The organism is Streptomyces sp. DH12 (assembly GCF_020873895.1).
Lineage (GTDB): Bacteria > Actinomycetota > Actinomycetes > Streptomycetales > Streptomycetaceae > Streptomyces.
Genome location: NZ_JAHWGT010000014.1, coordinates 116,268 through 141,957, shown reverse-complemented (window position 1 = coordinate 141,957; position 25,690 = coordinate 116,268). Strand labels below are relative to the sequence as shown.

Annotated in this window: 18 protein-coding genes and 1 pseudogene; 3 read left to right on the top strand and 16 right to left on the bottom strand. The window is 74.2% G+C overall.

The annotated features are described in order from the left end of the window. Positions 1-86: 86 nt before the first annotated feature. Complete coding sequence (locus LPA54_RS15365) at positions 87-1,883, top strand: bifunctional UDP-sugar hydrolase/5'-nucleotidase (RefSeq protein WP_228977900.1); 1,797 nt, start codon at positions 87-89, stop codon at positions 1,881-1,883. Between the two features lie 49 nt (positions 1,884-1,932). On the opposite strand, the gene LPA54_RS15360 is transcribed toward LPA54_RS15365, so the two are convergent. From LPA54_RS15360 to LPA54_RS15345, 4 genes are all read right to left on the bottom strand, one after another. After that, positions 1,933-3,381, bottom strand: coding sequence for a lysine N(6)-hydroxylase/L-ornithine N(5)-oxygenase family protein (locus LPA54_RS15360; protein WP_228977898.1), 1,449 nt, complete (start codon positions 3,379-3,381; stop codon positions 1,933-1,935). Between the two features lie 256 nt (positions 3,382-3,637). After that, the gene (pepN, locus tag LPA54_RS15355) at positions 3,638-6,133 is read right to left on the bottom strand and encodes an aminopeptidase N (RefSeq protein ID WP_228977895.1); all 2,496 of its coding nucleotides are present in this window, start codon (positions 6,131-6,133) and stop codon (positions 3,638-3,640) included. A 71-nt stretch (positions 6,134-6,204) separates the two neighbouring features. Beyond that, positions 6,205-6,570, bottom strand: coding sequence for a chorismate mutase (locus LPA54_RS15350; RefSeq protein WP_228977893.1), 366 nt, complete (start codon positions 6,568-6,570; stop codon positions 6,205-6,207). A 113-nt stretch (positions 6,571-6,683) separates the two neighbouring features. Continuing rightward, positions 6,684-7,457, bottom strand: a complete 774-nt coding sequence (locus LPA54_RS15345; protein ID WP_228977889.1) for a trypsin-like serine protease — start codon at positions 7,455-7,457, stop codon at positions 6,684-6,686. Between the two features lie 330 nt (positions 7,458-7,787). Between LPA54_RS15345 and LPA54_RS15340 the strand changes: the two genes are divergently transcribed. Continuing rightward, complete coding sequence (locus tag LPA54_RS15340; protein WP_228977886.1) at positions 7,788-8,711, top strand: hypothetical protein; 924 nt, start codon at positions 7,788-7,790, stop codon at positions 8,709-8,711. A gap of 48 nt (positions 8,712-8,759) precedes the next feature. Beyond that, positions 8,760-10,268 carry an ankyrin repeat domain-containing protein gene (locus LPA54_RS15335; RefSeq protein ID WP_228977885.1) on the top strand — a complete coding sequence of 503 codons (1,509 nt, stop codon included), beginning with the start codon at positions 8,760-8,762 and terminating at the stop codon, positions 10,266-10,268. Positions 10,269-10,429: 161 nt separating this feature from the next. Here LPA54_RS15335 and LPA54_RS15330 read toward each other — a convergent pair whose 3' ends face one another. The 12 genes and pseudogenes from LPA54_RS15330 to LPA54_RS15275 all read right to left on the bottom strand — a co-directional run bounded on the left by LPA54_RS15330 (position 10,430) and on the right by LPA54_RS15275 (position 25,562). Beyond that, the gene (locus LPA54_RS15330) at positions 10,430-10,819 is read right to left on the bottom strand and encodes a VOC family protein (RefSeq protein ID WP_228977882.1); all 390 of its coding nucleotides are present in this window, start codon (positions 10,817-10,819) and stop codon (positions 10,430-10,432) included. Next, positions 10,816-11,568 (bottom strand): VWA domain-containing protein, encoded by a 753-nt coding sequence (locus LPA54_RS15325; protein ID WP_228977880.1) that lies wholly within the window; start codon positions 11,566-11,568, stop codon positions 10,816-10,818. Before LPA54_RS15325 ends, LPA54_RS15330 begins: the two co-directional genes overlap by 4 nt. Positions 11,569-11,775: 207 nt before the next feature. Next, positions 11,776-13,236, bottom strand: a complete 1,461-nt coding sequence (locus LPA54_RS15320) for a glutamate synthase subunit beta (RefSeq protein ID WP_228977879.1) — start codon at positions 13,234-13,236, stop codon at positions 11,776-11,778. Then, positions 13,229-17,809, bottom strand: a complete 4,581-nt coding sequence (gene gltB, locus LPA54_RS15315) for a glutamate synthase large subunit (protein ID WP_228977876.1) — start codon at positions 17,807-17,809, stop codon at positions 13,229-13,231. The genes LPA54_RS15320 and gltB overlap by 8 nt, the downstream gene beginning before the upstream one ends. A 509-nt stretch (positions 17,810-18,318) precedes the next feature. Beyond that, positions 18,319-19,047, bottom strand: a complete 729-nt coding sequence (locus tag LPA54_RS15310) for a VIT1/CCC1 transporter family protein (protein ID WP_228977873.1) — start codon at positions 19,045-19,047, stop codon at positions 18,319-18,321. Between the two features lie 235 nt (positions 19,048-19,282). Beyond that, positions 19,283-20,350 (bottom strand): prolipoprotein diacylglyceryl transferase, encoded by a 1,068-nt coding sequence (gene lgt / locus LPA54_RS15305; protein WP_228977870.1) that lies wholly within the window; start codon positions 20,348-20,350, stop codon positions 19,283-19,285. Positions 20,351-20,728: 378 nt separating this feature from the next. Continuing rightward, positions 20,729-21,538: pseudogene (locus tag LPA54_RS15300) on the bottom strand (DsbA family protein); the annotation flags it as partial. Positions 21,539-21,601: 63 nt separating this feature from the next. Then, positions 21,602-22,426 (bottom strand): tryptophan synthase subunit alpha, encoded by an 825-nt coding sequence (trpA, locus tag LPA54_RS15295; protein ID WP_228977866.1) that lies wholly within the window; start codon positions 22,424-22,426, stop codon positions 21,602-21,604. After that, positions 22,423-23,709, bottom strand: a complete 1,287-nt coding sequence (gene trpB / locus LPA54_RS15290) for a tryptophan synthase subunit beta (RefSeq protein ID WP_228977864.1) — start codon at positions 23,707-23,709, stop codon at positions 22,423-22,425. The genes trpA and trpB overlap by 4 nt, the downstream gene beginning before the upstream one ends. Before the next feature lie 136 nt (positions 23,710-23,845). Continuing rightward, positions 23,846-24,043 carry a tryptophan biosynthesis modulator TrpM gene (gene trpM / locus LPA54_RS15285; RefSeq protein WP_228978000.1) on the bottom strand — a complete coding sequence of 66 codons (198 nt, stop codon included), beginning with the start codon at positions 24,041-24,043 and terminating at the stop codon, positions 23,846-23,848. Positions 24,044-24,094: 51 nt separating this feature from the next. Further along, positions 24,095-24,904: an indole-3-glycerol phosphate synthase TrpC gene (gene trpC / locus LPA54_RS15280; protein WP_228977861.1), complete on the bottom strand. Its 810-nt coding sequence runs from the start codon at positions 24,902-24,904 to the stop codon at positions 24,095-24,097. A gap of 196 nt (positions 24,905-25,100) precedes the next feature. After that, positions 25,101-25,562 carry a DUF2752 domain-containing protein gene (locus tag LPA54_RS15275; protein ID WP_228977998.1) on the bottom strand — a complete coding sequence of 154 codons (462 nt, stop codon included), beginning with the start codon at positions 25,560-25,562 and terminating at the stop codon, positions 25,101-25,103. Positions 25,563-25,690: the final 128 nt, after the last annotated feature.

Below are 25,690 nucleotides of genomic sequence, written 5' to 3'. Positions count from 1 at the left end.
GGGGTGTTCGAAGGCATGGCCCCTGGTCCAGAATCTACGCGCGTCGTGTCTACGCGCGTTGTACAGAAGGACGAAGGGGAGTACGCATGCCGCTGAACCGTAGGTCTTTCCTCGGGCGGTCCGCCGCCGTGGGAGCCGGTGTGACCGTGACGGCCGCGGCCACCACCGCCACCGCGCCCGCCGCGCAGGCGAAGCCCGCGCCGAAGCGGTACTCCTTCACCGTGATGGGCACGACGGACCTGCACGGCCACGTCTTCAACTGGGACTACTTCACCGACCGCGAGTTCGACGACAAGGCGCACAACGACGTCGGCCTGGCGAAGATCTCCACGCTGGTGGACCGGGTGCGCGCCGAGAAGGGCCGCCGCAACACGCTGCTGATCGACGCGGGCGACACCATCCAGGGCACCCAGCTGTCGTACTACTACGCCAAGGTCGACCCGATCACCGCCGCGCGCGGCCCCGTCCACCCGATGGCGCAGGCGATGAACGCCATCGGGTACGACGCCGCGGCGCTCGGCAACCACGAGTTCAACTACGGCATCCCGGTGCTGCGGAAGTTCGAGGAGCAGTGCGACTTCCCGCTGCTGGGGGCGAACGCGCTCGACGCGAGGACGCTGCGGCCCGCCTTCGCGCCGTACAGCATGCACCGGATGCGCACGCCGTGCGGGCGGGACGTGCGGGTGGCGGTGCTCGGGCTGACCAACCCGGGCATCGCCATCTGGGACAAGGCGAACGTCTCCGGCCGGATGGTCTTCCCCGGGCTGGAGGAGCAGGCGGCCCACTGGGTGCCGAAGCTGCGGTCGATGGGCGCGGACGTCGTCATCGTCTCCGCGCACTCCGGTTCGAGCGGAACCTCCTCGTACGGGGACCAGCTGCCGTACGTGGAGAACGCCGCGGCGCTCGTCGCGCAGCAGGTCCCCGGCATCGACGCGATCCTGGTCGGCCACGCGCACACGGAGATCGCCGAGTACCGGGTGAGGAACGAGCGGACCGGCCGCGACGTCGTCCTCTCCGAGCCGCTGAAGTGGGGCCAGCGGCTGACGCGGTTCGACTTCGAGCTGGTGTGGTCGAAGGGCCGCTGGCTGGTCGAGCGGGTCGGCGCCCGGGTGCTCGACGCCAACACGGTCGAGGAGGACCCCGCGATCGTGCGGCTGCTCGCCGACGAGCACGAGAAGGTCGTGGCCTACGTCAACCAGGTGATCGGCACCTCACCGGTGGAGATGTCGACCGCGCGGGCCCCGTGGCGGGACGAGCCGATCATCGACCTGATCAACCACGTGCAGGCCGAGACGGTGCGGGCGGCGCTCGCCGGCACGCAGCACGCGGCGCTCCCCGTGCTGTCCCAGGCGTCCTGCTTCTCCCGGTCGGCGGCCATCCCGGCGGGCGAGATCACCATCCGGGACGCGGCGGGCCTCTACCCGTTCGAGAACACCCTGGAGGCCCGGATCATGACGGGTGCCCAGCTGAAGGAGTACCTGGAGTACTCGGCGCGGTACTACGCGCGGACGGCCCCCGGCGAGCCGGTCGACACCGCGAAGCTCACCAACGCCGGGGGCACGCCGGACTACAACTACGACGCGGTGTACGGCCTGTCGTACGACATCGACATCGCGCAGCCGGTGGGCTCGCGTATCACGGGCCTGTCCTTCGAGGGCGCCCCGGTCGACCCCGCCGCGCGGTTCGTGCTGGCGGTGAACAACTACCGGGCGAGCGGCGGCGGCGCCTTCCCGCACGTGGCGGACGCGCAGCAGGTGTGGGCGGACTCGGACGAGATCCGCAACACCATCATCCAGTGGGTGAAGGCGAAGGGCACCGTGGACCCGGCGGAATTCGCCTCGGTCGGCTGGCGGCTGACGCGGGCGGGCACGCCCGTCTTCTGACGGCCGGCGGCCGGCCGGAGGGGCCGGTCCGGGACTTCCCGGACCGGTCCTACGGCCGGCCGCCGAGCGGGATCAGCCCGCGGTCGGGAGCGGGGACGGGGACGCGCGGCGGGCCGGCCGGCTCCAGGCCGAAGCCGGTGAAGGCGGTGCGGCCGGGCAGCGGGTAGGGCTCCTTGCCCGTCAGGTGGTTGAGGACGGCGGCGCTCCGCCAGGCCGTCAGGCCGGGGTCGGCGGCGCCCGGGCCGTGCGTGTGGGCCGCGGGGTTCACGACGTACACGCTGCCGGTGACCGACGGGTCGAGCACGAGCCGGTGGTGCTCGTCGACGCGCGGCCGGTCGCGGGCGTCGCGGCGCAGGTAGGGGTCGAGCGCGGCGAGCATGCGGTGCAGGGGGCTCGCCCGGTAGCCGGTGGCGAGGACGACCGCGTCGGTGGTCAGGCGCGAGCGGCTGCCCTGGCGGACGTGTTCGAGGTGGAGCTCCACCTTGGTGGTGGCCAGGCGGCCCGCCGTGCGGACGTGCACCCCGGGGGTGAGGACGGCGTCCGGCCAGCCGCCCCGGACGGTGCGGCGGTACAGCTCGTCGTGGATGGCGTCGAGGGTGTCCCGGCTGACGGCCCGGTGGCGCCGGCCGCCCGGGAGCAGGTCGTCGCGTGCCTGCTCGGGCAGGGCGTGGAAGTACCGGGCGTGGTCCGGGGTGAGGTGTTCGAGGCCGAGCCGGGCGCGCTCCGCGGAGGCGAAGGCGTCGGTGCGGGTGATCCAGTGCATCCCCTCGCGGCCCTGGGGGCGGTGGCGCAGGAGGTCGAGGAAGACGTCGGCGCCGGACTGCCCGGAGCCGACGACGGTGACGTGCCCGGCGGCGAGGAGCGCCTCGCGGTGGGCCGGGTAGTCGGCGGAGTGCAGCACGGGGACGGCGGGCGCCGCGACGAGGGGCTTGAGCGGTTCGGGGACGTCCGGCTCCGAGCCGACGCCGAGGGCGACATGGCGCGCGTACGCCCGGCCGAGGGCCTCCGTCTCCCCGTCGGCGTCGAGCCGGGCGTGGTCGACCTCGAACAGGTCCAGCTCGGGGTTCCACCGGACCGCGTCCACCTGGTGCCCGAAGTGCAGGCCGGGGAGGTGGTCGCTGACCCAGCGGCCGTAGGCGTCGTACTCCGCGCCGTGCACGTGGAGGCGCTCGGCGGCGTAGAAGGGCAGGAGCCGGTCGCGGACGCGCAGGTAGTTCAGGAACGTCCAGGGGCTGGTCGGGTCGGCCAGCGTGACCAGGTCGGCGAGGAACGGGGTGTGCGCGGTGGCGCCCTCGAAGGGCCGGCCCGGGTGGGAGTGGAAGGCGGGGGCCCGCTCGTAGAAGACGGTGTCGAGGCCGCCGGGGAACCCGTGGGCGAGCGCGGCGAGGGAGAGGTTGCCGGGGCCGATGCCGACGCCGACGAGGTCGTGCGGCCGCTCCGGCCCGGGGTGGCGCCGGGGCGCCGGGACCGGCTCGGGGGCGGTGGGGGTGGGGGTCATCCGGGGGCTGCCTTCCACGCGTGCGTGACATTGCGTGAGTCAGCGTGTACCGGTGGTGCGGGCCGCGTGCGGGGTGTGCGGGGATCGCTACCCGAACGGGGGACGGCGCGCCCGGGCGTACGGGCCGCGGCGTACGCGGCGTACGCGGCGGGAGACGCGCAACGCGGCGGGAGACGCGCAACGGGGCGGGGCGCGCGCGGGACGGCGTACGCGACGGGGCGGGGCGCGCCGGCGGGGCCGCCGGCGCGCCCGCGGGTCAGCCCTCCCGGACGCGCAGGGCGCGGCGCAGGTCGTCGAGGCGGTCGACGAGCTGGCGGCGCAGGGCCGGCGTCAGGTCGGGGCGGGCGAGCTGCTCCTCGCCGAGCTTGAGGTTCTCCGGGGTGACGGCGTACCCGGGGAACCCGTGGCGGCCGGCGGCGGTGGCGATGGCCGGGCCGCGCCGGGCGGCGAGGGCCGCGGCCTCCGGGTAGTAGCGCGCCACGTACGGGGCGAGGAGGTCGGTCTGCTCGGGCTGCCAGAAGCCCTCGGCGGTGGCGTTGAACAGGTAGTTGGAGAGGCCGTCGTCGTGGAACATCGCCTCCCAGGCGGCCTCCTTGGCGGCGGCCGAGGGCAGCGCGGCGCGGCAGCGGGCGGCGCCCTCCTGCCCGGTGGCGCTCGGGTCCCGGTCGAGCTCGGCGGCGATGGCCGCCTCGTCGGTGGCGCCGAGCACGGCGAGCCGCCGCAGGATCCGCCAGCGCAGCTCCGGGTCGAGGTCGGGCCCGCCGGGCACGGCGCCGTCGGCGAGCCAGCCGTCGAGGGTGCCGGTGCGGTCCGCGCAGTCGATGAAGTGGCGTACGGCGGTGAGGCGCAGGCCGGGGTTCTCGCCGTCCTCGGTGCGGCGGATCAGGTCGCGCGTGAGGTCGGTGAGCGTGGACCGGACGCCCGCGCGGTCGGCGGCGGGGACGTAGCGGTCGGCGATCTGGTGGATCGCGAAGCCGAGGACGCCGTCGACGATGGCGATGTCGGCCTCCTCCGGCAGGTGGGCGTGGGCGGTGGCGACGTAGTCGGCGGGGGCGAGGTCGCCGTCGCGGACCATGTCGCGCAGGGTGTTCCACAGGACGGCGCGGGTGAGCGGGTCCGGCACGCCCGACAGGCAGCGCAGGGTGGTCTCCAGGGAGTCCCCGTCGAGGCGCACCTTGGCGTAGGTGAGGTCGTGGTCGTTGGGCACGACGAGGGCGGGGCGGCGGCCCGGCCGGCTCCGGGGGGCGCCGTCCCCGGGGACGTCCGTCTCGTACCGCTCGCGCACGACGAGGCTCCCGCCGTCGGCGAGGTCGCGGTCGTAGACGCCGACGGTGGCCCGGTGGGGCCGGCTGCCGTCGCGCTGGAGGGCGAGGGTCCAGCGGCCCTGCTCGGCGGTGACGCCCGCGGTGAGGGTGTCGATGCCGGTGGTGCGCAGCCACGCCTCCGCCCAGGCGTGGACGTCGCGGTCGGTGGCGGAGGCGAGGTTGTCGATGAAGTCGGCGAGGGTGGCGTTGCCGAAGCGGTGGCGGGCGAAGTGGTTGTTGATGCCCGCGAGGAACTCCTTCTCCCCCATCCACGCGACGAGCTGGCGCAGCGCGGAGGCGCCCTTGGCGTAGGAGATGCCGTCGAAGTTGAGAAGGGCGGAGGCGGTGTCGGGCACCGCGTCCGGGTCGGGGGCGACGGCGTGGGTGGAGGGGCGCTGGTCGGCGTCGTACCCCCAGGACTTGCGGGCGATGCCGTAGCCGATCCAGGTGTCGGGGTAGCGGGTGGTCGCCTCGTTGACGGTCTGGTAGCCCATGTACTCGGCGAAGGACTCGTTGAGCCAGATGTCGTCCCACCACCTGAGGGTGACGAGGTCGCCGAACCACATGTGGGCCATCTCGTGGGCGATGACCATCGCGCGGGTCTGGCGTTCGGAGACGGTGACGGCCGAGCGGAAGACGAACTCGTCGCGGAAGGTGACGAGCCCCGGGTTCTCCATGGCGCCGGCGTTGAACTCGGGGACGAACGCCTGGTCGTATGAGTCGAAGGGGTAGGGCTCGGTGAACTTCTCGTGGTACCGGTCGAAGCAGCGGCGCGTCACGTCGAGGATCTCGTCGGCGTCCGCGTCGAGGTGGGGCGCGAGCGAGCGGCGGCAGTGGATGCCGAAGGGCAGCCCGGCGTGCTCGGTGCGCACGGAGTGCCAGGGGCCGGCGGCGACGGCGAGGAGGTAGGTGGAGATCGGGGGCGTGGTGGCGGCCTTCCAACGGCCGTCCTCCTGCCGGGTGGTGACGCCGTTGCCGAGGACGGTCCAGTGGTCCGGGGCGGTGACGGTGACGTCGAAGGCGGCCTTCAGGTCGGGCTGGTCGAAGGCGGCCAGGACGCGCTGGACGTCGTCGAGGAAGAGCTGGGTGTAGGTGTACGTCTCCCCGTCGGAGGGGTCGGTGAAGCGGTGCATGCCCTCGCCGGTGCGGGAGTACCGCATGGCGGCGTCGACGCGCAGGACGTGGGGGCCCTCGGTGAGGCCCGTCAGGGGGAGCCGGTTGTCGTCCAGTGCGGTGGGGTCGAGGGGCTGCCCGTCCAGGGTCGCGCCGCGCAGTTCCGCGGGCTTCAGCTCGACGAAGGTGTCACCGGCGGCGCGGGCGGTGAACTCGATGACGGTCGTCGAGTCGAAGGTGTCGTCGCCGGTGGTCAGGTCGAGGTCGATCGCATAGCGCTGGACGTCCAGCAGCCGGGCTCGGGTCTGCGCCTCTTCGCGCGTCAGTACGGGCATGGGCCCATGCTGCCCGATGGCGCCGGGGCGGGGCAGGGGGTTCCGCTGTAAGCGTCAGTCGTGCCGCCGGTTCACCCGGAGTGCGCTCCGGCGCCTCCGGCGCCCGCGTCGTCGCCGGTCCGGGGCTCGACCGCGATGCGCTCGTGGTGCCGGATGACCTCGGCGATGATGAAGTTCAGGAGCTTCTCGGCGAACGCCGGATCGAGGTTGGCGGCCTCGGCGAGTTCGCGGAGCCGGGCGATCTGGCGGGCCTCGCGGGCGGGGTCGGCGGGCGGCAGGTGGTGGCGGGCCTTGAGGAGGCCGACCTGCTGGGTGCACTTGAAGCGTTCCGCCAGCATGTGGACGACGGCCGCGTCGATGTTGTCGATGCTCTCGCGGAGGCGGGTCAGTTCCGCGACGACGGCGCCGTCGATGTCTCGCATGTCGCTCGTGCTCATGACCGCGAGCTTAGACGGCTCGCGGCGGACGGCGCAGAGGTGTTCGGGATGCGGTCGCCCGCAGGTGGGAGGGCAGGCCCGCGGTGCGGCGGGCCTGCCCGGGGGTCAGCGCGTCACAGGGTGGCGGCCGCCGACTTGATGGCGGAGGCGAAGGTCGACACCTCGGTGTAGACACCGGGGTAGTTCGGCCGGGCGCAGCCGTAGCCCCAGCTCACGATGCCGACCTGGATCCAGGCGCCGTTCGCGTCCCGGCGGAACATGGGGCCGCCGGAGTCGCCCTGGCAGGTGTCGGTGCCGCCGCTGGTGTAGCCGGCGCACAGCTCCTCGCTCGGGACCAGCTCGCGGTACGCCTGGCGGCAGGTGGCGTCGGAGACGAAGGGCACCTGGGCCTTGAGCAGGTAGCGCTGCTGGCTGCCGCCCTCGCGGTTCGCGCCCCACCCGGCGATGGTGAAGGTGCCGGAGTTGTACGCGGTGGTGGTGGCGATGTCGAGGGTGGGGAGGTTCATCGGCTGGGCCAGCTTGATCAGGGCCCAGTCCTTGCCGGTGCCGTTGTAGCCCGGGGCCTGGAGGACCTTGGTGGAGCGGACCTTGATGGCGGAGGAGCTCTGCAGGTCCACCACGCCGGCGGTGGCGGTGATGCCGGTGTTGTTGCCCGAGCCGCTCACGCAGTGGGCGGCGGTGAGGACGATCTGCTGGGTGAGCAGGGAGCCGCCGCAGCCCATGGAGAGCCGGACCATCCAGGGGAACTCGCCCTGGGCGGCGCGGGTACCGCCGACGACCGGCGCGGGGGCGGCCGAGGCGGAGGTGGGCTGGAGGCTGACCGCGGCGAGCACCACCGCGCCGGCCGCCGCGAATCTCTTGAGGGCACGAACGAGTGTCTTCTTCACGTCTCTGCCTTCCGTGGGGGGTAGGGCCTCGCGCACAACGACCGCACATCTGTATGACATGCGCCCGTCAAGGCATGGACGGGATTATCCGGAGGTCGCCGAGCACCCCACAAGGCCGTGTTTTCGGCCACGCGCACGCGCGGGCGGCCGCGCACGCGGGAGGAGGGCCGCCGGCCGTACTGTGGAGGAGGCTCCGGCGGACCCGCGAGCGGTCCACGCGCCCGCGGCGGTCCCCACGCGCTCGGCGGGCCGAGCGGACGCGGCGGGCCGAGCGGACGCGGCGGGCCGAGCGGACGCGGGCCCGGCACCGACCGGAAGGGGGCGGGGAGCATGGCGTACGGCAGGCCCCGCGGGGGCGGCGGCGACGTCGCCCACGGCTTCCCGCACCTCGCCACGGTCCACGCCGCCCTCACCGCCCTGTACCGGCGGGTCTCCCCCGAGGGGCTGTACGCGTACGCCGCCAGCGTCGCCCCCGGCGACGTGGCCTTCGCGGACGCCGACGACCTGCACCTGGGCGCGCACCGGGTGGCGGGCGCGCTGGTCCGGCAGCTGCGGCTGCCGGAGGCCCGGATGATCGTGGGCTTCCGGGCGATGGAGCACGCGGCCGCCGTCGAACTCGCCGCGGGTCCGGAGTACTTCGTCGAGCTGAACGACCGCTTCCGGACGCACCGGCGGGACATCGGCGCGGCCCTCGCCCACGAGATCACCCATGTGCTCCTGCACCGGTGGGGGCTGGCCTTCCCCGACACGCGCGACAACGAGATCCTCACCGACACGGTGACCACGTACCTGGGCGCCGGCTGGCTGCTGCTCGACGCGTACCGCGAGGACGCCCTGACGAGCCAGAAGCTCGGCTACCTGACCCCCGAGGAGTTCGGCTACGTGCTCGCCAAGCGGGCGCGCGTCTTCGGCGAGGACCCCTCCCCGTGGTTCAGCAGCCCGCAGGCGTACACGGCGTACGAGCGAGGCCGGGCCCAGGCGCTGCGCGACGAGCGCCGGCCGCCCCTCGCGGCGGCGGACCGCGCCGGGCGCCGCCGGTACGCCAGGGAGCGGCGCCGGTACGCGGAACCCGGCGGCGGCCCCGTTCCCGGCGGCGCGGCGGGCGGGGACGGGTACGCCTTCGAGGGCTCCGGGGCCGGGCTGCGGGTGTCGTTCCCCTGCCCCACCTGCCGGCAGCGCGTCCGGGTGCCGGTGCGCGGCCGGGTGCGGGCCCGGTGCCGGCTGTGCCGCACGGTGCTGGAGTGCGACACGTAAGGGGACTGTTTGCTTGCGGCCGGGCGGCCGGCGGGTGAGGGTCGGGGTATGACGATGGTGCCGGCGCCTGTATACGAGGATCTGTTCGAAGCCGTGCACGGCGGCGCGGAGGACGCCGTGGTGCGGCTGCTGCGGTCCGGTGCGCCCGCCGAGGCCACCGACGAGGACGGCGGTACCGCCCTGTACACCGCCGCCGTCAGCGGCCACACGGGGATCGTGCGGCTGCTGCTCGCCGCCGGGGCCGACCCCGGGCGCGGCAGCGGCGCGACCGGCGGCGACCTGCCGCTGTGCGGCGCCGCCTGCAACGGCCACACCGGCGCCGTCCGGGCCCTGCTGGCCGCGGGGGCGTGGCCGGACCAGCGCGAGGAGTTCGGGTACACGGCGCTGGCCTGGGCGGTGCGCCAGGGCTTCGCCGACACGGTGCGCGTCCTGCTGGAGCACGGCGCCGACCCGGGCGCGGCCGTACCGGACGGCGCGCCACCGCTGGTCGCCGCGGCCCGGCGCGGGTCGCTCCCCGTGGTGCGGGCGCTGCTGGAGTACGGGGCGCCCGGTCGGGCCGAGGCGCTGGCGGAGGCCCGGACGTGGCTCGGGCGGGACGCGGAGCAGGTGGTGCGCCAGGCGCTGGCGGAGGCGTACGGGGACGGCGTGGAGACCGTCACGCGGCGCGTCCGGGAGGAGGGCGGCGTGACCGTGGTGGTCGAGGTGGTGCGCGACGGGCTGCCGAGCGCCGGGCGGGAGCAGCAGACCGGCCACGCGGCGATCGCGACCCTGCTGGAGGAGGCGCTCGGTGAGCACCCGCCGTACGAGGAGCTGGCGGGGCGGGCGCTGCGGTGCGGCGACCCGACGCTGGACGACTGGACGGAGGCCGCCGACGCGCTGGGCCGGCGCGGGGACGAGGCGACGTTCACCGAGGCGCTCGGCGCGTGCGCGGACGCGGAACCACTGCGGCAGGCGTTCGGGGCCGACGTGCTGGCCCGGCTCACCGCGTCGCCCGGCGGGGGCGGGCCGTACGCGGTGCGGGCCCTGCCGGTGCTGCGGGAGCTGGCCCGCGAGGTGCGGGAGGCGGACGTGGTGCTGGCGGTGGTGCGGGCGCTGGGCGCACAGGGCGACCCGGCGGTCCTGCCGGACGTGCTGCGGCACGCCGTCCACCCGGACGCGCGGGTGCGGCGCGGCGTCGCCGTCGCCGTGACCGGGATCGTCCCGCCGGGGCAGCGCGAGGGCCTGGCGGCCCTGGTGGCGCTCGCCCGCGACGGGGACGCGGCGGTGCGCGCCGCGGCGGCGCACGCCCTGGCGGTGGCCCCGGAGGACTCCCCCACCGTGCGGGAGGCCCTGGCGGCCCGCCTCGACGACGACGCGCCGGATCCGACCGTGGCGGCGGAGGCGGCCCGCGGGCTGGCGATCCGCGGGGACCGGCGGGCCGTGGCCGCGCTGGAGCGGCTGCTCGCGACGGCGGACCCGGACGGACCCGCGTACGCCGTCGCCCGCGCGGCCGTGGAGCACGTACGCGACGAACCGACCCGCCGCCGCCTGGAGTGGACCCCGCCCCGCCGCCGCTGACCGGCACCCGGCGTCCGGCACCCGGCCGCCGCCCCGCGCGCCCCGCCCCCGGGCCGGCCCGCCCCCGGGGGCGGCCCCCGGGTCCGCCCCGGCCCCCCAAGCCGCACCGACACCCGCACCGACGCCCGGACCGGCCCGCCCTCGGCCGCACCGGCCGCGGGTCAGGCCGCGGTGGCCCCGGCCGCCCGCTCGGCGGCGCTGCGCTCCACGCAGAACTCGTTGCCCTCGACGTCCGCGAGGACGGCCCAGCCGGTCCCGTCGGGCCGGCGCCGGTCGGAGAGGAGGGTGGCGCCGAGCGCGAGCAGCCGCTCGACCTCCTCGTCGCGGGTGCGGTCCTGCGGCTGGAGGTCGAGGTGCAGCCGGTTCTTGACGCTCTTCCCCTCCGGCACCGCGATGAACAGCAGTGCCACCCCGGGGGCCAGCACCGTGGCCTCCGGGTCGCCGGGGTGGTCGTCGTCGGCGAGGGGCGCCCCCAGCGCGCCCGCCCAGAAGGAAGCCAGCCGGTAGGGGTCGGAACAGTCGATCGTCACATGTCGCACCAGAGAACTCATCCGCCCAGACTGCCACTTGAGGTGCTCGGGGCCGACCGGATTACGCCCGTGGCGCGCGCCGCGGCGAGCCAGCGCGGGAACCCGCCGACCAGCCGGTCGTACAGCACGTCGTCGGGCACCGCGCGGGGGTCGCGTCCCGCCGGGAAGAAGCCGGCGTTGTCGACGGGCCGCCTGGCGGGGACGGGGAGTTCGTCCAGACGCCGCAGGAAGTCGAACTGCCGGCCGGCCGGGTCCCCGAACCCGACGAACTGCCAGAACAGCGGGAGCCGTGCCGCCCTGCACAGGTACCTCTCGGCGGCGAGGCGGTCGGACGGGCCGCCGTCCGTCTGGAAGACGACGAGCGCCGGGTCGGTGGCGCCGCTGTCCAGGTAGTGGTCGATGACGGCGTCCATGGCGTGGTGGTACGCGGTCCGCCCCATGTGGCCGAGGCCGGCGGCTATCCGCTCGACGTACCCGCCGTGGTTCGCGAGGTCGATCTCGACGAGGGCGTCCACGTCGGTGGAGAAGAAGAGGACCGGCACCCGGCCGTCGTCGTCGAGGTGGGCGGCCAGGCCCGGCACCCGGTCGGCGAGGGCCTGGACGCTGCCGTCCCGGTGGAAGCGCCGCATGGAGCCGGAGTGGTCGACGACGAGGTGGACCGCCGCCCGTCGCCCCTCCAGCCCGTGCTTGCGGAGCGAGATGCCCGCCCGCTTGTACAGGTCGACCAGCGCCGGTGCCGTCCGCTGGACCTTCTGGAGGTCGATGGCCATGTGTGCTCCCCGGGTGACCGGCATGGTGCGCACGGACGTCGCCCGCGGCATGGCGCAGCGCCCGCCAGGTGTCCGGTCGGGGACGTGGCGGGCGCTGCTGTGTTCCGTACGCCGTTGTACGGGACGACTGTGGCACGGATGGCGCGCCGGCGGCAGAGGGCCTGCGCGGGCGCCCGCCCCTCCGGGGGCGGGCGCCCGGCGCGGGGCTCAGACCGTCAGCGCGCGGTCCGTGGGGCGGATCGGGGCCGGCAGGTCGCTGGCTCCGGTCAGGTAGCGGTCCACGCCGCGGGCGGCGGAGCGGCCCTCGGCGATGGCCCACACGATGAGCGACTGGCCGCGGCCCGCGTCGCCGGCGACGAACACGCCGGGGACGTTGGTCTGGTACTCGCCGTCGCGGGCGACGTTGCCGCGCTCGTCCAGGTCCAGGCCGAACTGCTCGACCAGGCCGTTCTCGCGGTCGGTGCCGGTGAAGCCCATCGCGAGGGTGACGAGCTGGGCGGGGATGCGCCGCTCGGTGCCGGGCTTCTGCGTCAGCTTGCCGTCGACGAACTCCACCTCGACCAGGTGCAGCCACTGGACGTTGCCGTCCTCGTCGCCCTCGAAGTGGGTGGTGGAGACGGAGTAGACCCGCTCGCCGCCCTCCTCGTGGGCGGAGGTGACCTTGTACAGCATGGGGAACGTCGGCCACGGCTGGTGCGGTGCGCGGTCCTCGCCCGGCCGGGGCATGATCTCCAGCTGGGTGACGGAGAGCGCGCCCTGGCGGTGGGCGGTGCCCACGCAGTCCGCGCCGGTGTCGCCGCCGCCGATGACGACGACGTGCTTGCCCTCGGCGGTGACGGGCGGGGCGACGAAGTCGCCCTCCTGGACCTTGTTGGCGAGGGGCAGGTACTCCATCGCCTGGTACACGCCGCGCAGTTCGCGGCCCGGCACGGGCAGGTCGCGGGCGGTGGTGGCGCCCGCGGCGATGACGACCGCGTCGTACCGCTTGCGCAGGTCCGTGGCCTTCAGGTCGCGGCCGATCTCCACGCCGGTGCGGAAGCGGGTGCCCTCCGCGCGCATCTGCTCGATGCGCCGGTTGATGTGGCGCTTCTCCATCTTGAACTCGGGGATGCCGTACCGCAGCAGCCCGCCGACGCGGTCGGCGCGCTCGTACACGGCGACGGTGTGGCCGGCCCGGGTCAGCTGCTGCGCGGCGGCGAGGCCCGCCGGGCCGGAGCCGATGACGGCGACGGTCTTGCCGGAGAGCCGCTCCGGGGGCTGGGGGGCCACGATGCCGGACTCCCACGCCTTGTCGATGATCGAGACCTCGACGTTCTTGATGGTGACGGCCGGCTGGTTGATGCCGAGCACGCACGCCGCCTCGCAGGGCGCGGGGCACAGCCGCCCGGTGAACTCCGGGAAGTTGTTGGTGGCGTGCAGCCGCTCGTACGCGGCGCCCCAGTCCTCGCGGTAGGCGAAGTCGTTCCACTCGGGGATGAGGTTTCCGAGCGGGCAGCCGTTGTGGCAGAAGGGGATGCCGCAGTCCATGCACCGCGACGCCTGCTTGCTGATGATCGGCAGCAGGGAGCCGGGGACGTAGACCTCGTTCCAGTCCTTGACGCGCTCCTCGACCGGACGGGTCCTCGCGCCTTCGCGGCCGGTGTTCAGGAAGCCCTTGGGATCAGCCATGGGTCGCCGCCTCCATCATCTTCTCGGTGGTCTCCCGCTCGGAGAGACCGGCGAGCTCAGCGGCGTCCTTGGCGGCGAGCACGGCCTTGTACGTGGTCGGGATGATCTTGCTGAATCGGTCCGCCGCGGCGGTCCAGTCGGCAAGGAGCTTCTCGGCTACGGTCGAGCCCGTCTCCTCGTGGTGGCGGCGCACGACGTCGTGCAGCCAGGCCCGGTCGGCGTCGTCGAGGGCCTCGACGGCGGCGAGGTTGCCGGCGTTGACGTTGTCCCGGTCGAGGTCGATGACGTACGCGACGCCGCCGGACATGCCGGCCGCGAAGTTGCGGCCCGTCTCGCCGAGCACCACCGCGTGGCCGCCGGTCATGTACTCGCAGCCGTGGTCGCCCACGCCCTCGGAGACGACGGTGGCGCCGGAGTTGCGGACGCAGAAGCGCTCGCCGGTGCGGCCGCGCAGGAACATCTCGCCGCCGGTCGCGCCGTAGCCGATGGTGTTGCCCGCGATGGTCGAGTACTCGGCCAGGTGGTCGGCGCCGCGGTCCGGGCGGACGACGATGCGGCCGCCGGAGAGGCCCTTGCCGACGTAGTCGTTGGCGTCGCCCTCCAGGCGGAGGGTCACGCCGCGCGGCAGGAACGCGCCGAAGGACTGGCCGGCGGAGCCGGTGAAGGTGATGTCGATGGTGTTCTCGGGCAGGCCGGCCCCGCCGAACCGCTTCGTCACCTCGTGGCCGAGCATGGTGCCGGCCGTGCGGTTGATGTTGCGGATGGGCAGCTGGGCGCGGACCGGCCGGGCGTCCTCGGCGGTCGCGGCGCCGAGCGCGTCGGCGGCCAGCTCGATGAGCTGGTTGTCCAGCGCCTTCTCCAGGCCGTGGTCCTGGGTGGTGACCTGGTGGCGGACGGCGCCCTCGGGCAGCTCGGGGACGTGGAAGAGCGGGGCGAGGTCGAGGCCCTGCGCCTTCCAGTGGTCCACGGCGCGCTCGGTGTCGAGGAGTTCGGCGTGGCCGACCGCCTCGTCGAGGGTGCGGAAGCCCAGCTCGGCGAGGAGCTCGCGCACCTCCTCCGCGATGAACCGGAAGAAGTTGACGACGTACTCGGCCTTGCCGGAGAACCGGTCGCGCAGCACCGGGTTCTGGGTGGCGATGCCCACCGGGCAGGTGTCGAGGTGGCAGACGCGCATCATGACGCAGCCGGAGACGACGAGCGGCGCGGTCGCGAAACCGAACTCCTCAGCGCCGAGCAGCGCGGCGATGACGACGTCGCGGCCGGTCTTGAGCTGGCCGTCGGTCTGGACGACGATCCGGTCGCGCAGACCGTTGAGCAGCAGGGTCTGCTGGGTCTCGGCGAGGCCGAGCTCCCAGGGGCCGCCGGCGTGCTTCAGCGACGTCAGCGGCGAGGCGCCGGTGCCGCCGTCGTGGCCGGAGATGAGCACGACGTCCGCATGGGCCTTGGACACGCCGGCCGCGACCGTCCCGACGCCGACCTCGGACACCAGCTTCACGTGGATGCGGGCGGCCGGGTTGGCGTTCTTGAGGTCGTGGATCAGCTGGGCCAGGTCCTCGATGGAGTAGATGTCGTGGTGCGGCGGGGGCGAGATGAGGCCGACGCCGGGCGTGGAGTGGCGGGTCTTGGCGACCCACGGGTAGACCTTGTGGCCGGGCAGCTGACCGCCCTCGCCGGGCTTGGCGCCCTGCGCCATCTTGATCTGGATGTCGTCCGCGTTGACCAGGTACTCGCTGGTGACGCCGAAGCGGCCGGAGGCGACCTGCTTGATCGCGGAGCGGCGCGCCGGGTCGTACAGGCGCTCCGGGTCCTCGCCGCCCTCACCGGTGTTGGACTTGGCGCCCAGCTGGTTCATGGCGATGGCGAGGGTCTCGTGCGCCTCCTGGGAGATGGAGCCGTACGACATGGCGCCGGTGGAGAACCGCTTGACGATCTCCGAGGCGGGCTCGACCTCGTCGAGGGGGATCGAGGGGCGGTCGGACCGGAAGCCGAACAGGCCGCGCAGCGTCATCAGCCGCTCGGACTGCTCGTTCACGCGCTCCGTGTACTGCTTGAAGATGTCGTAGCGCTTGGAGCGGGTGGCGTGCTGGAGGCGGAAGACCGTCTCCGGGTCGAAGAGGTGCGGCTCGCCCTCGCGGCGCCACTGGTACTCGCCGCCGATGTCCAGGGCGCGGTGGGCGGGCGCGATGCCGCTGGCCGGGTACGCCTTGGCGTGGCGGGCGGCGACCTCCTTGGCGATGACGTCGAGGTCGGCGCCGCCGATCTTGCTGGAGGTGCCGTTGAAGTAGGTGTCGACGAAGGTCTGGTCGAGGCCGACGGCCTCGAAGACCTGGGCGCCGCGGTAGGAGGCGACGGTGGAGATGCCCATCTTCGACATGACCTTCAGCACGCCCTTGCCGAGGGCGTGGATGAGGTTGCGGATGGCCGTCTCGGGCTCGACGCCCTCGATGAACGTGCCGGCGCGGGCGAGGTCCTCGACGCTCTCCATGGCCAGGTACGGGTTGACGGCGGCGGCGCCGTAGCCGATGAGCAGGGCGACGTGGTGGACCTCGCGGACGTCGCCGGCCTCGACCAGCAGGCCCACCTGGGTGCGCTGCTTGGTGCGGATGAGGTGGTGGTGGACGGCCGCGGTGAGCAGCAGCGAGGGGATCGGCGCGTGCTCGGCGTCGGAGTGCCGGTCGGAGAGGACGACGAGGCGGGCGCCGTCCTCGATGGCGGCGTCGGCCTCGGCGCAGATCTCCTCGATCCGGGCGGCCAGGGCGTCGCCGCCGCCGGAGACCCGGTAGAGGCCGGAGAGGGTGACGGCGGTCATGCCGGGCATGTCGCCGTCGGCGTTGACGTGGATGAGCTTGGCCAGCTCGTCGTTGTCGATGACCGGGAAGGGCAGGGTGACGCTGCGGCAGGACGCCGCGGTCGGCTCCAGCAGGTTGCCCTGGGGGCCGAGCGAGGAGAGCAGCGAGGTGACGAGCTCCTCGCGGATGGCGTCCAGCGGCGGGTTGGTGACCTGCGCGAACAGCTGGGTGAAGTAGTCGAAGAGCAGGCGCGGCCGGTCGGAGAGCGCGGCGATCGGCGAGTCGGTGCCCATGGAGCCGATCGGCTCGGCGCCGGCGCGGGCCATCGGCGCCAGGATGACGCGCAGTTCCTCCTCGGTGTAGCCGAAGGTCTGCTGGCGGCGGGTGACGGAGGCGTGGGTGTGGACGACGTGCTCGCGCTCGGGCAGGTCGCCGAGCGTGATGGTCCCGGTCTCCAGCCACTCCTGGTACGGGTGCTCGGCGGCGAGCTTCGCCTTGATCTCGTCGTCCTCGATGATGCGGTGCTCGGCGGTGTCCACGAGGAACATGCGGCCGGGCTGGAGGCGGCCCTTGCGGACGACCTTCGCCGGGTCGACGTCGACGACGCCGACCTCGGAGGAGAGGACGACGAGGCCGTCGTCGGTGACCCAGTAGCGGCCGGGGCGCAGGCCGTTGCGGTCGAGGACGGCGCCGATCTGGGTGCCGTCGGTGAAGGTGACGCAGGCGGGGCCGTCCCACGGCTCCATCATCGTCGCGTGGTACTGGTAGAACGCGCGCCGGGCGGGGTCCATGGAGTCGTGGTTCTCCCACGCCTCGGGGACCATCATCAGCACCGCGTGGGGCAGCGAGCGGCCGCCCAGGTGCAGCAGTTCCAGGACCTCGTCGAAGGAGGCGGAGTCGGAGGCGTCCGGGGTGCAGATCGGGAAGATCCGCTCCAGGCCGTTGTCGTCCCGCCGGTCGCCGGCGGGGGCGAACAGGTCCGAGGCGAGCTGCGACTCGCGGGCGCGCATCCAGTTGCGGTTGCCCTTGACCGTGTTGATCTCGCCGTTGTGCGCGACGAAGCGGTACGGGTGGGCGAGCGGCCAGCTCGGGAAGGTGTTGGTGGAGAACCGCGAGTGGACCAGGGCGAGGGCGCTGGCGATGCGCCGGTCGGAGAGGTCGGGGAAGAACGGCTCCAGCTGCCCGGTGGTGAGCATGCCCTTGTAGACCAGGGTGCGGGCGGAGAGCGAGGCGAAGTACACGCCCAGCTCCAGTTCGGCGCGCTTGCGCAGTACGAACGCCCTGCGGTCCAGCGCGATGCCCGTGCTGGTGCCGTCGGCGACGAAGAGCTGGCGGAAGGCCGGCATGGTCGAGCGGGCGGTGGCGCCGAGCAGCCCCGGGGTGACCGGGACCTCGCGCCAGCCGAGGACGGTGAGGCCCTCCTCGGCGGCGAGCGCCTCGACGCGCGAGACGGCCTCGTCCGCGGTGTCCTCGGGGAGGAAGGCGGTGCCGACGGCGTACGCGCCGGCGTCGGGGAGCGCGAATCCGGCGACCTCGCGCAGGAACGCGTCGGGGACCTGGATGAGGATGCCCGCGCCGTCACCGGAGTCGGGTTCGGAGCCGGTCGCGCCGCGGTGCTCCAGGTTGCGCAGTACGGTCAGCGCCTGCTCGACCAGCTCGTGGCTGGGGACACCGGTGAGGGTGGCGACCAGCCCGACGCCGCACGCGTCGTGTTCGTTGCGGGGGTCGTACATCCCCTGCGGAGCGGGGCGACTGTCCATGGGCGACCAGGCGTCGGAACGCATCGGCTCTCCCGTCGTCGTCGTGGCATGTTGCGAGTGCCGAAGGGACGACGTTGGCCCTCCAGGAAATTTCGTGCAGGTTACATGATGGAGCGTTTCTCGGGAACCGGATAGCGCATTCCAGCATGCGGACACTGCGGGCGGTGGCGCCGGCGGTGCCGGAGGGGGCTCCTCGTCGGTGGACGGGGCGGGACCGGGCACACGGATGGTGTTCGCCGGTCCGTCGGGGGGCGCGGGCCTCGTTGCCCGCGGCGTTCACGACTCATGCCCTGTGGCGAGGCAGCCGAAACCGCTGGATTCGGCCGGCACTGACTACCTATGTGGAGCCCCGCATAGTGTCCCACCCCACCGGCCGATCCGGCTAGCGGTCGTTCGTCACAGCGCCCTCCTCCGCAGCTCAGGGCGACGCCCCGAGCTGCGGAACGCCTCGCGGGCGGCCGGTGACCGGCCGCCCGCGAGGCGTGAACTCCGTGCGGGGGCCCGCGCGGGGCCGCCCGACGGCGAGGCACCGCCTAGAGCGCCGCGCCGAACGCCGCCCCCAGCGCGTAGGTGACGGCCGCCGCGGCGCCGCCGAGGACGAGCTGGCGCAGACCGCTGTACCACCAGCTGCGCGCCGTCACCCGGGCGACGAGCGCCCCGCAGGCGAACAGGCCGAGCAGCGCCAGCAGGACCGCGGGCCACAGCGTGGCGGCGCCCAGCAGGTACGGCAGGACGGGCAGCAGCGCGCCCAGGGCGAAGGAGCCGAACGACGACGCGGCGGCCACCAGCGGCGACGGCAGGTCGTCGGGGTCGATGCCCAGCTCCTCGCGAGCGTGGATCTCCAGCGCCTGCTCCGGGTCGCGGGACAGCTGCATCGCCACCTCGCGGGCGAGCGCGGGCTCGACACCGCGGGCCGCGTAGAGCGCGGCCAGCTCCTCCATCTCGTCGACCGGGTGGCGGCGCAGCTCGCGGCGCTCCACGTCCAGCTCCGCCTGGACCAGCTCACGCTGCGAGGCGACCGAGGTGTACTCTCCCGCGGCCATCGAGAAGGCTCCGGCCGCGAGGCCCGCCAGACCGGTGATGACGATGGTCTGCTGCGAGACGGAACCGCCCGCCACACCGGTCATCAGCGCCAGGTTGGAGACGAGGCCGTCCATCGCGCCGAACACGGCCGGACGCAGCCAGCCGCCGTTGACGTCGCGGTGCGTGTGGTTGTCCCGGTGCGCCACGTGCAGCGCGGCCTCGGTCTCGATGATGGACACAGCTCTCCCCTTGCTCTGCGCGGGTCCCGCCCGGGCCCCTCGTCTCCCTTCGAAACTACGCTCGATGTAAGGGTCGCGCCAGCAAGCCAGGCTTTACTAAGTTAGGCCCTCCTCACCTGCGACGGCACCCTCGGAACGCTCCACCGGGCGCCCCTTACAGGCTGCCGCCCCATATGACGAAGCGGCCGCCCCGGCCGTGGTGGCCGGGGCGGCCGCTCGCGTGCGGCGGTCGCCGCTACGGCTTCTTCGTCGCCCCGGCCCCGGCGGCGTCGGTCTTCCCGGTGGTCGGGGTCTCCCCCGCGGCGTCGGTCTTCCCGGCGGCGGTCTTCCCGGCGTCGGAAGCCTCGGCGGCCGTGCCGGGCTTCTGCGCGCCGGCGTCCGTACCCGGCTCGTCCGCGCCGGCGTCCGTACCGGGCCTGTCCGCGCCGGCGTCCGTGCCGGGCTTCTCCGCCGTGGCGTCGGCGGTCTTCGCGGTGGCCTTCGTCGTGGTCCTCGCGGGCTCCACGACCTCCTCGCGACCCGGCCGCTTCCGCGCCGACACCACGATGTAGGTCACGGCCAGGAGGAAGACGAGGATCGCGGTCCACACGTTCAGGCGCAGCCCCAGGATGTGGTGCGCGTCGTCGACACGCATGTACTCGATCCAGCCGCGCCCCGCGCAGTACGCGGCGACGTACAGGGCGAACGCCCGCCCGTGGCCGAGGGTGAACCGGCGGTCGGCCCAGACCACCAGCACGGCCACCCCGACGCACCACAGCGACTCGTACAGGAAGGTCGGGTGGTAGAGCCCGGCCTCGCGGTTCACGCCCCCGCTGATCTCCAGCGCCCACGGCAGGTCGGTCGGGCGGCCGTACAGCTCCTGGTTGAACCAGTTGCCCCAGCGGCCGATCGCCTGGGCGAGGACGATGCCGGGCGCGATGGCGTCGGCGTACGCGGGGAGGGGGATGCCCCGGCGGCGGCAGCCGATCCAGGCGCCCACCGCGCCGAGCGCGATGGCGCCCCAGATGCCGAGGCCGCCCTCCCAGATCTTGAACGCGTCGACCCAGTTCCGGCCCTCGCTGAAGTACAGCTGGTAGTCCGTGACGACGTGGTAGAGACGGCCGCCGACGAGTCCGAAGGGGACCGCCCAGACGGCGATGTCGGCCACGGTGCCGGCGGTGCCGCCCCGGGCGATCCACCGCCTGTTGCCGTACCAGACGGCGACGAAGACACCGATGATGATGCAGAAGGCGTAGCCGCGCAGCGGGACCGGTCCGAGGTGGAGGACACCGGTCGACGGGCTGGGAATGTAGGCAAGGTCCATGGCACCACCGACGCTACCCTGCCGGACCGGGGGCGGGGCCACCCGCCCGGCAAAGACTGCATAACGCCCTCCACCCGCCCCCGCCGTGCCCCGCACCGGGCGGACGGGCCGGGCTGGGGGGCCGGGCGGGGGCGCGGACGGGGCGGAGGCGGGGCGTCAGCGGGCGGCGTCCAACCCGGAGGCGGGTCCGAAGGCGTCCTGCGGGTCGGCCCCGCGGACGCCGCTCGGGGAGGCCGGGCCCGCCTCGGAACCGGCGTCGGAACCCGAGTCGGTGCCGGACTCCGCACCCGAGTCGGTGCCGGTGCCGGAACCGGAGTCCGAGGTCGAGCCGGAACCGGACGCGGAGGCGGAGGCGGAGGCGGAGGCGGAGGACGCGGAGGTCGGGGTCGCCGTGCCGGGCTTCTTGCCCTTGTTCGCCTCGGCGACCCACTTCTTCAGGTTCGCCGGGGAGATCTGCTCGTTCCCCTTCGTCGGGAAGATCGACTCGCCGTTCAGCAGGATCGTCGGCGTACCGCGGAAGTCGCCGGCGCGGAAGGCCTCGTTCGACGCGTTCACCCAACTGTTGTGCGTACCGTCGGCGACGCAGCTGCGGAAGGCCGGGGTGTCGAGGCCCGGCACCTTGCGGGCCAGCTCGAAGAGCTTCTCGTCCTTCGCGAAGGCGTCGTCCGTCTCCTCCGGCTGGTTCATGTAGAGGACGTCGTGGTAGGCGGTGAACTTCCCGGCGTCCTGTGCGCAGGCCGCGGCGTTCGCCGCGTCGAGCGAGCCGCTGCCGCCCATGTTCCCGTCGATGATCGTGGCGAGCCGGTACTCCGTGCGCAGCTGCCCGGCGGCCTCCAGCTCGTGGATGGTGTCGCGGAAGGTGTTCTCGAACATGGCGCAGGCCGGGCAGCGGAAGTCCTCCCACACGGTGAGCGTGGAGGGGGCGTCGGCGGCGCCGGTCGGGATGACGAGCTGGTCCTCGCCGGTGGCGCCGGACGGCGCGGTGACCGGGCCCTTGCCCGACTCCTCCCCCTTGCCCCCGGTGTTGGCGGCGATGACGCCGACGACGGCGGCGAGGCCGAGCACGCCGACGACGGCCGACGCCACGAGCAGTAGCCTGCGTCGCTTCTCGCGGGCCTTCTCGCGCTCGCGTTCCTGCTGGAGCCGCTCGCGGGCGCTCCGGTTCCCTGCGCTGTTCTTCTCGTTCACGCCCAAGCAACGAACCGGGGAGGCGCGTGCGCTCCTCCCCGGTTCCACATCCACCCGTACGAGCTACCCGCCCGTCCTCGCCCCCTGGACGCCGCGGGCCAGTTCGCCCGCCAGTTCCCGTACGGCGGCCAGCCCGGCCGCCTCGTCGGGGGCGTCGAGGATGCGCTTGACGAAGGCGGAGCCGACGATCACGCCGTCGGCGAAGCCGGCCACCTGCGCGGCCTGGGCGGCGTCGGAGACGCCTAGCCCCACGCAGACCGGCAGGTCCGTGGTGGCCCGGGTGCGCCGGACCAGGTCCGCGGCCTGCTCGCCGACGGATTCGCGGGTCCCGGTGACGCCCATGAGCGACGCCGCGTAGACGAAGCCGGAGCCCGCCGCGGTGATCTCGGCGAGCCGGGCGTCCCGGCTGCTGGGGGCGACCACGAAGACCGTGGCGAGGCCGTGCTTCTCGGCGTGCTCGCGCCACAGCGCGGACTCCTGCACGGGCAGGTCGGGCAGGATGCACCCGGCGCCGCCCGCCTCGGCCAGCTCGGCGGTGAACCGCTCGACGCCGTACCGGTCGATGGGGTTCCAGTACGTCATGACGAGGACCGGCTTGCCGGTCGCCGCGAACGCCTCGCGGACCGTGCGCATGACGTCGGCGATCCGGACGCCGCCGCGCAGGGCGATGTCGTCGGCGGTCTGGATGACGGGGCCGTCCAGCACCGGGTCGCTGTGCGGCAGTCCGACCTCGACGACGTCCGCGCCGCCGTCCAGGACGGCCTTGACGGCGGCGATGCCGCCCTCGACCGTCGGGAACCCGGCCGGGAGGTAGGCGATGAGCGCGGACCGGTCCTGCGCCTTCGCCGCGGCGAGCGTGTCGGTCAGCAGCCGGATGTTCCCGCTCACTTGGCGTCCCCCTCGATCTCCGCGACGTCCGTCTCCGCGTCGGCGGCCACGGCGGCGTCGGTGTCGTACAGCCCGAAGTACCGGGCGGCGGTGTCCATGTCCTTGTCGCCGCGGCCCGAGAGGTTGACGAGGATCAGCCCCTCGGGGCCGAGCTCCCGGCCCACCTCCAGGGCGCCGGCCAGCGCGTGCGCCGACTCGATCGCCGGGATGATGCCCTCGGTGCGCGACAGCAGGCGCAGGGCCCGCATGGCCGCGTCGTCGGTGACGGCGCGGTACTCGCCGCGGCCGCTGTCCTTGAGGTGGGCGTGCTCCGGGCCGATGCCCGGGTAGTCCAGGCCGGCCGAGATGGAGTACGGCTCGGTGATCTGGCCCTCGTCGTCCTGGAGGACGTACGAGCGCGACCCGTGCAGGATGCCCGGCTCGCCCGCGGTGAGGGTGGCGGCGTGCTCGCCGGTCTCGACGCCGTGCCCGGCCGGCTCGCAGCCGACGAGGCGGACGGAGGCGTCGGGGATGAAGGCGTGGAAGAGGCCGATGGCGTTCGACCCGCCGCCGACGCAGGCGACGGCGGCGTCGGGCAGCCGCCCGGTCCGCTCCAGGACCTGGCGGCGCGCCTCCACGCCGATGACCCGGTGGAAGTCGCGGACCATGGCGGGGAAGGGGTGCGGGCCGGCGACGGTGCCGAACAGGTAGTGGGTGGTGTCGACGTTGGCGACCCAGTCGCGGAACGCCTCGTTGATGGCGTCCTTCAGGGTGCGGCTGCCGGACTTCACCGCGATGACCTCGGCGCCGAGCATGCGCATGCGGGCGACGTTGAGGGCCTGGCGCTGCGTGTCGATCTCGCCCATGTAGATGGTGCAGTCGAGTCCGAAGAGGGCGCAGGCGGTCGCGGTCGCGACGCCGTGCTGGCCGGCGCCGGTCTCGGCGATGACGCGGGTCTTGCCCATGCGCCGGGTCAGCAGGGCCTGCCCCAGCACGTTGTTGATCTTGTGTGAGCCGGTGTGGTTGAGGTCCTCGCGCTTGAGGAGGATCCGGGCGCCGCCGGCGTGCTCCGCGAAGCGGGGCACCTCGGTCAGCGCGCTGGGCCGGCCGGTGTAGTGCTTGAGCAGGTCGTCGAGCTCGGCGGCGAACGCCGGGTCGGTCTTGGCCTTGTCGTACTCGACGGCGACCTCGTCGACGGCGGCGACGAGCGCCTCCGGGATGAACTTGCCGCCGAACGCGCCGAAGTACCCCCGGGCGTCGGGGACCTGTCCTGCGGGGTCGGGAACGAAGAACTCGCTGGGCATACGGATGACTCCTACGGGGGCGCTCGCCCCCGGCGTGTCCGGGATGACGTGGTGGGAACGTGGTGGTGACACACGTGTGCGCCGCGTCGGCCGGGGAGCCCCGGGACCGCCTCGGCGGCGGCCCGGTGGAGGGTTCTCAGTGCTCCCCGCGGCGCGGGGCGCGCCATCGCATGCCGTTGACCTGGCCCGGCTCGTCACCGATGACGTACCGCACGCGGCGGCCGTGGACGCGCCGTGCCGGGGCGCGGCAGCCGCGGGGGCGACAGCCGGGCGCGAGCCGGGCGTACGCCCCGGAGGGTGCCCGCACCGCCGTCACGCGCGCACGCGCGGCCAGGCCCGGGAGGGGCCGGGCCGCGGGGCGGGTGGCGGCGGCGGACACGGCGGGTCAGTCCCGTCCGTGCCGCAGGGCCGGGTGGGCGCCGGCGGCGACCAGGTCGGCCACGGCGGCCTTGGGGTCGCGTCCGGTGACGAGGGACTCGCCGACGAGCACGGCGTCGGCGCCCGTGTTGGCGTAGGCGATGAGGTCGTGCGGGCCGCGGACGCCGGACTCGGCGACCTTGACGATGCCGGCCGGGATCTCCGGGACGACCCGCTCGAACGTGGAGCGGTCCACCTTGAGCGTCTTGAGGTCGCGGGCGTTGACGCCGATGATGCGGGCGCCGGCGTCGACGGCGCGCTCGACCTCCTCCTCGTCGTGGACCTCGACGAGGGGGGTCAGGCCGATGGACTCGGCCCGCTCGATGAGCGAGACCAGCGCGGGCTGGTCGAGGGCGGCGACGATCAACAGGGCGAGGTCGGCGCCGTAGGCGCGGGCCTCCCACAGCTGGTAGGCCGTGACGATGAAGTCCTTGCGCAGGACGGGGATGTCCACGCGGGCGCGGACGGCTTCCAGGTCGGCCAGGGAGCCGCCGAAGCGCCGCTCCTCGGTGAGGACGGAGATGACGGCGGCGCCGCCCGCCTCGTAGTCCGCGGCGAGCGCGGCGGGGTCGGCGATCGCGGCCAGCGCGCCCTTGGACGGGCTGGAGCGCTTGACCTCGCAGATGACCTGGACGCCCTCGCCCCGCAGGGCGGCGGCGCCGTCCCGGGCCTGGGGGGCCTTGGCGGCCCGCTCCTTGAGCTCGTCGAGGGAGACCCGCGCCTGTCGCTCTGCGAGGTCGGCGCGGACGCCTTCGATGATCTCGTCGAGCACACTCACGCGAGAGGCCCCCTTCCGGGAGGGTGGTGATTGATCAAGCCGGACACCTCGATGGTATCCGCAGGAGGGGCCCACGTCCGCATCCGGTCCGCACCACGACGCTGACCAGCCTCTTCACCAGGTCCGTCCGAGGGCTTCACAGGTCGTGCGGCGGCTTTCACGAGTCCTGCGGCGGCCGCGCGGGCCGTTTGGCGCCTCACGGGGCGAGCGCGGAGCCGAAGGGCAGGTTGCGGACCACGGTGAAGACGGCCCACACACCGCCGAGGAGCCACAGCTGCCAGGGCGCCGGGTCGAGCCGGAAGGGCCGTCCGCGCACCGCCCGGACCAGCCACCACACCAGGAGCGCCGCGAAGGCGACGTAGCCGGCGACGGCCATGGCGTTGGCCCCGAGGGCCCCCGCGAGGTCGCCGTGGACGAAGGCGTGGGCGCTGCGCAGTCCGCCGCAGCCGGGGCAGAACAGACCGGTGTACCGCAGGAGCGGGCAGGCCGGGTAGTGGCCCGGTTCGTTGGGGTCGACGGCACCGACGTACGCGAACGCCCCGGCCACCCCGGCGAGGGCGCCCAGCGGCGGCAGGAGCCGGCGCGGGAGCGGCGGCGGGGGCCCCGCCGGGCGCGGGGCGCGGGCCGGGCGCGTCGGGTCGGCGGGCGGGGGCGGCACCTCGGCGTGCCGCGGGTGCGGCCCACCGTCGCCCGCGTGCCCGGCGTCCGGCGCGTGCCCGCCGTCCGGGGCGTGCGGTCGGCCGGGGCGTGGCGGGCCGTGCGGGTCGGCGGGGTGGGGCGGGGGCG

Coding starts and splice junctions, on each gene's coding strand:
- LPA54_RS15365 (WP_228977900.1), top strand. CDS start 87: ATGCCGCTGAACCGTAGGTCTTTCCTCGGGCGGTCCGCCGCCGTGGGA.
- LPA54_RS15360 (WP_228977898.1), bottom strand. CDS start 3,381: ATGACCCCCACCCCCACCGCCCCCGAGCCGGTCCCGGCGCCCCGGCGC.
- pepN (WP_228977895.1), bottom strand. CDS start 6,133: ATGCCCGTACTGACGCGCGAAGAGGCGCAGACCCGAGCCCGGCTGCTG.
- LPA54_RS15350 (WP_228977893.1), bottom strand. CDS start 6,570: ATGAGCACGAGCGACATGCGAGACATCGACGGCGCCGTCGTCGCGGAA.
- LPA54_RS15340 (WP_228977886.1), top strand. CDS start 7,788: ATGGCGTACGGCAGGCCCCGCGGGGGCGGCGGCGACGTCGCCCACGGC.
- LPA54_RS15335 (WP_228977885.1), top strand. CDS start 8,760: ATGACGATGGTGCCGGCGCCTGTATACGAGGATCTGTTCGAAGCCGTG.
- LPA54_RS15330 (WP_228977882.1), bottom strand. CDS start 10,819: ATGAGTTCTCTGGTGCGACATGTGACGATCGACTGTTCCGACCCCTAC.
- LPA54_RS15325 (WP_228977880.1), bottom strand. CDS start 11,568: ATGGCCATCGACCTCCAGAAGGTCCAGCGGACGGCACCGGCGCTGGTC.
- LPA54_RS15320 (WP_228977879.1), bottom strand. CDS start 13,236: ATGGCTGATCCCAAGGGCTTCCTGAACACCGGCCGCGAAGGCGCGAGG.
- gltB (WP_228977876.1), bottom strand. CDS start 17,809: ATGCGTTCCGACGCCTGGTCGCCCATGGACAGTCGCCCCGCTCCGCAG.
- lgt (WP_228977870.1), bottom strand. CDS start 20,350: ATGGACCTTGCCTACATTCCCAGCCCGTCGACCGGTGTCCTCCACCTC.
- trpB (WP_228977864.1), bottom strand. CDS start 23,709: ATGCCCAGCGAGTTCTTCGTTCCCGACCCCGCAGGACAGGTCCCCGAC.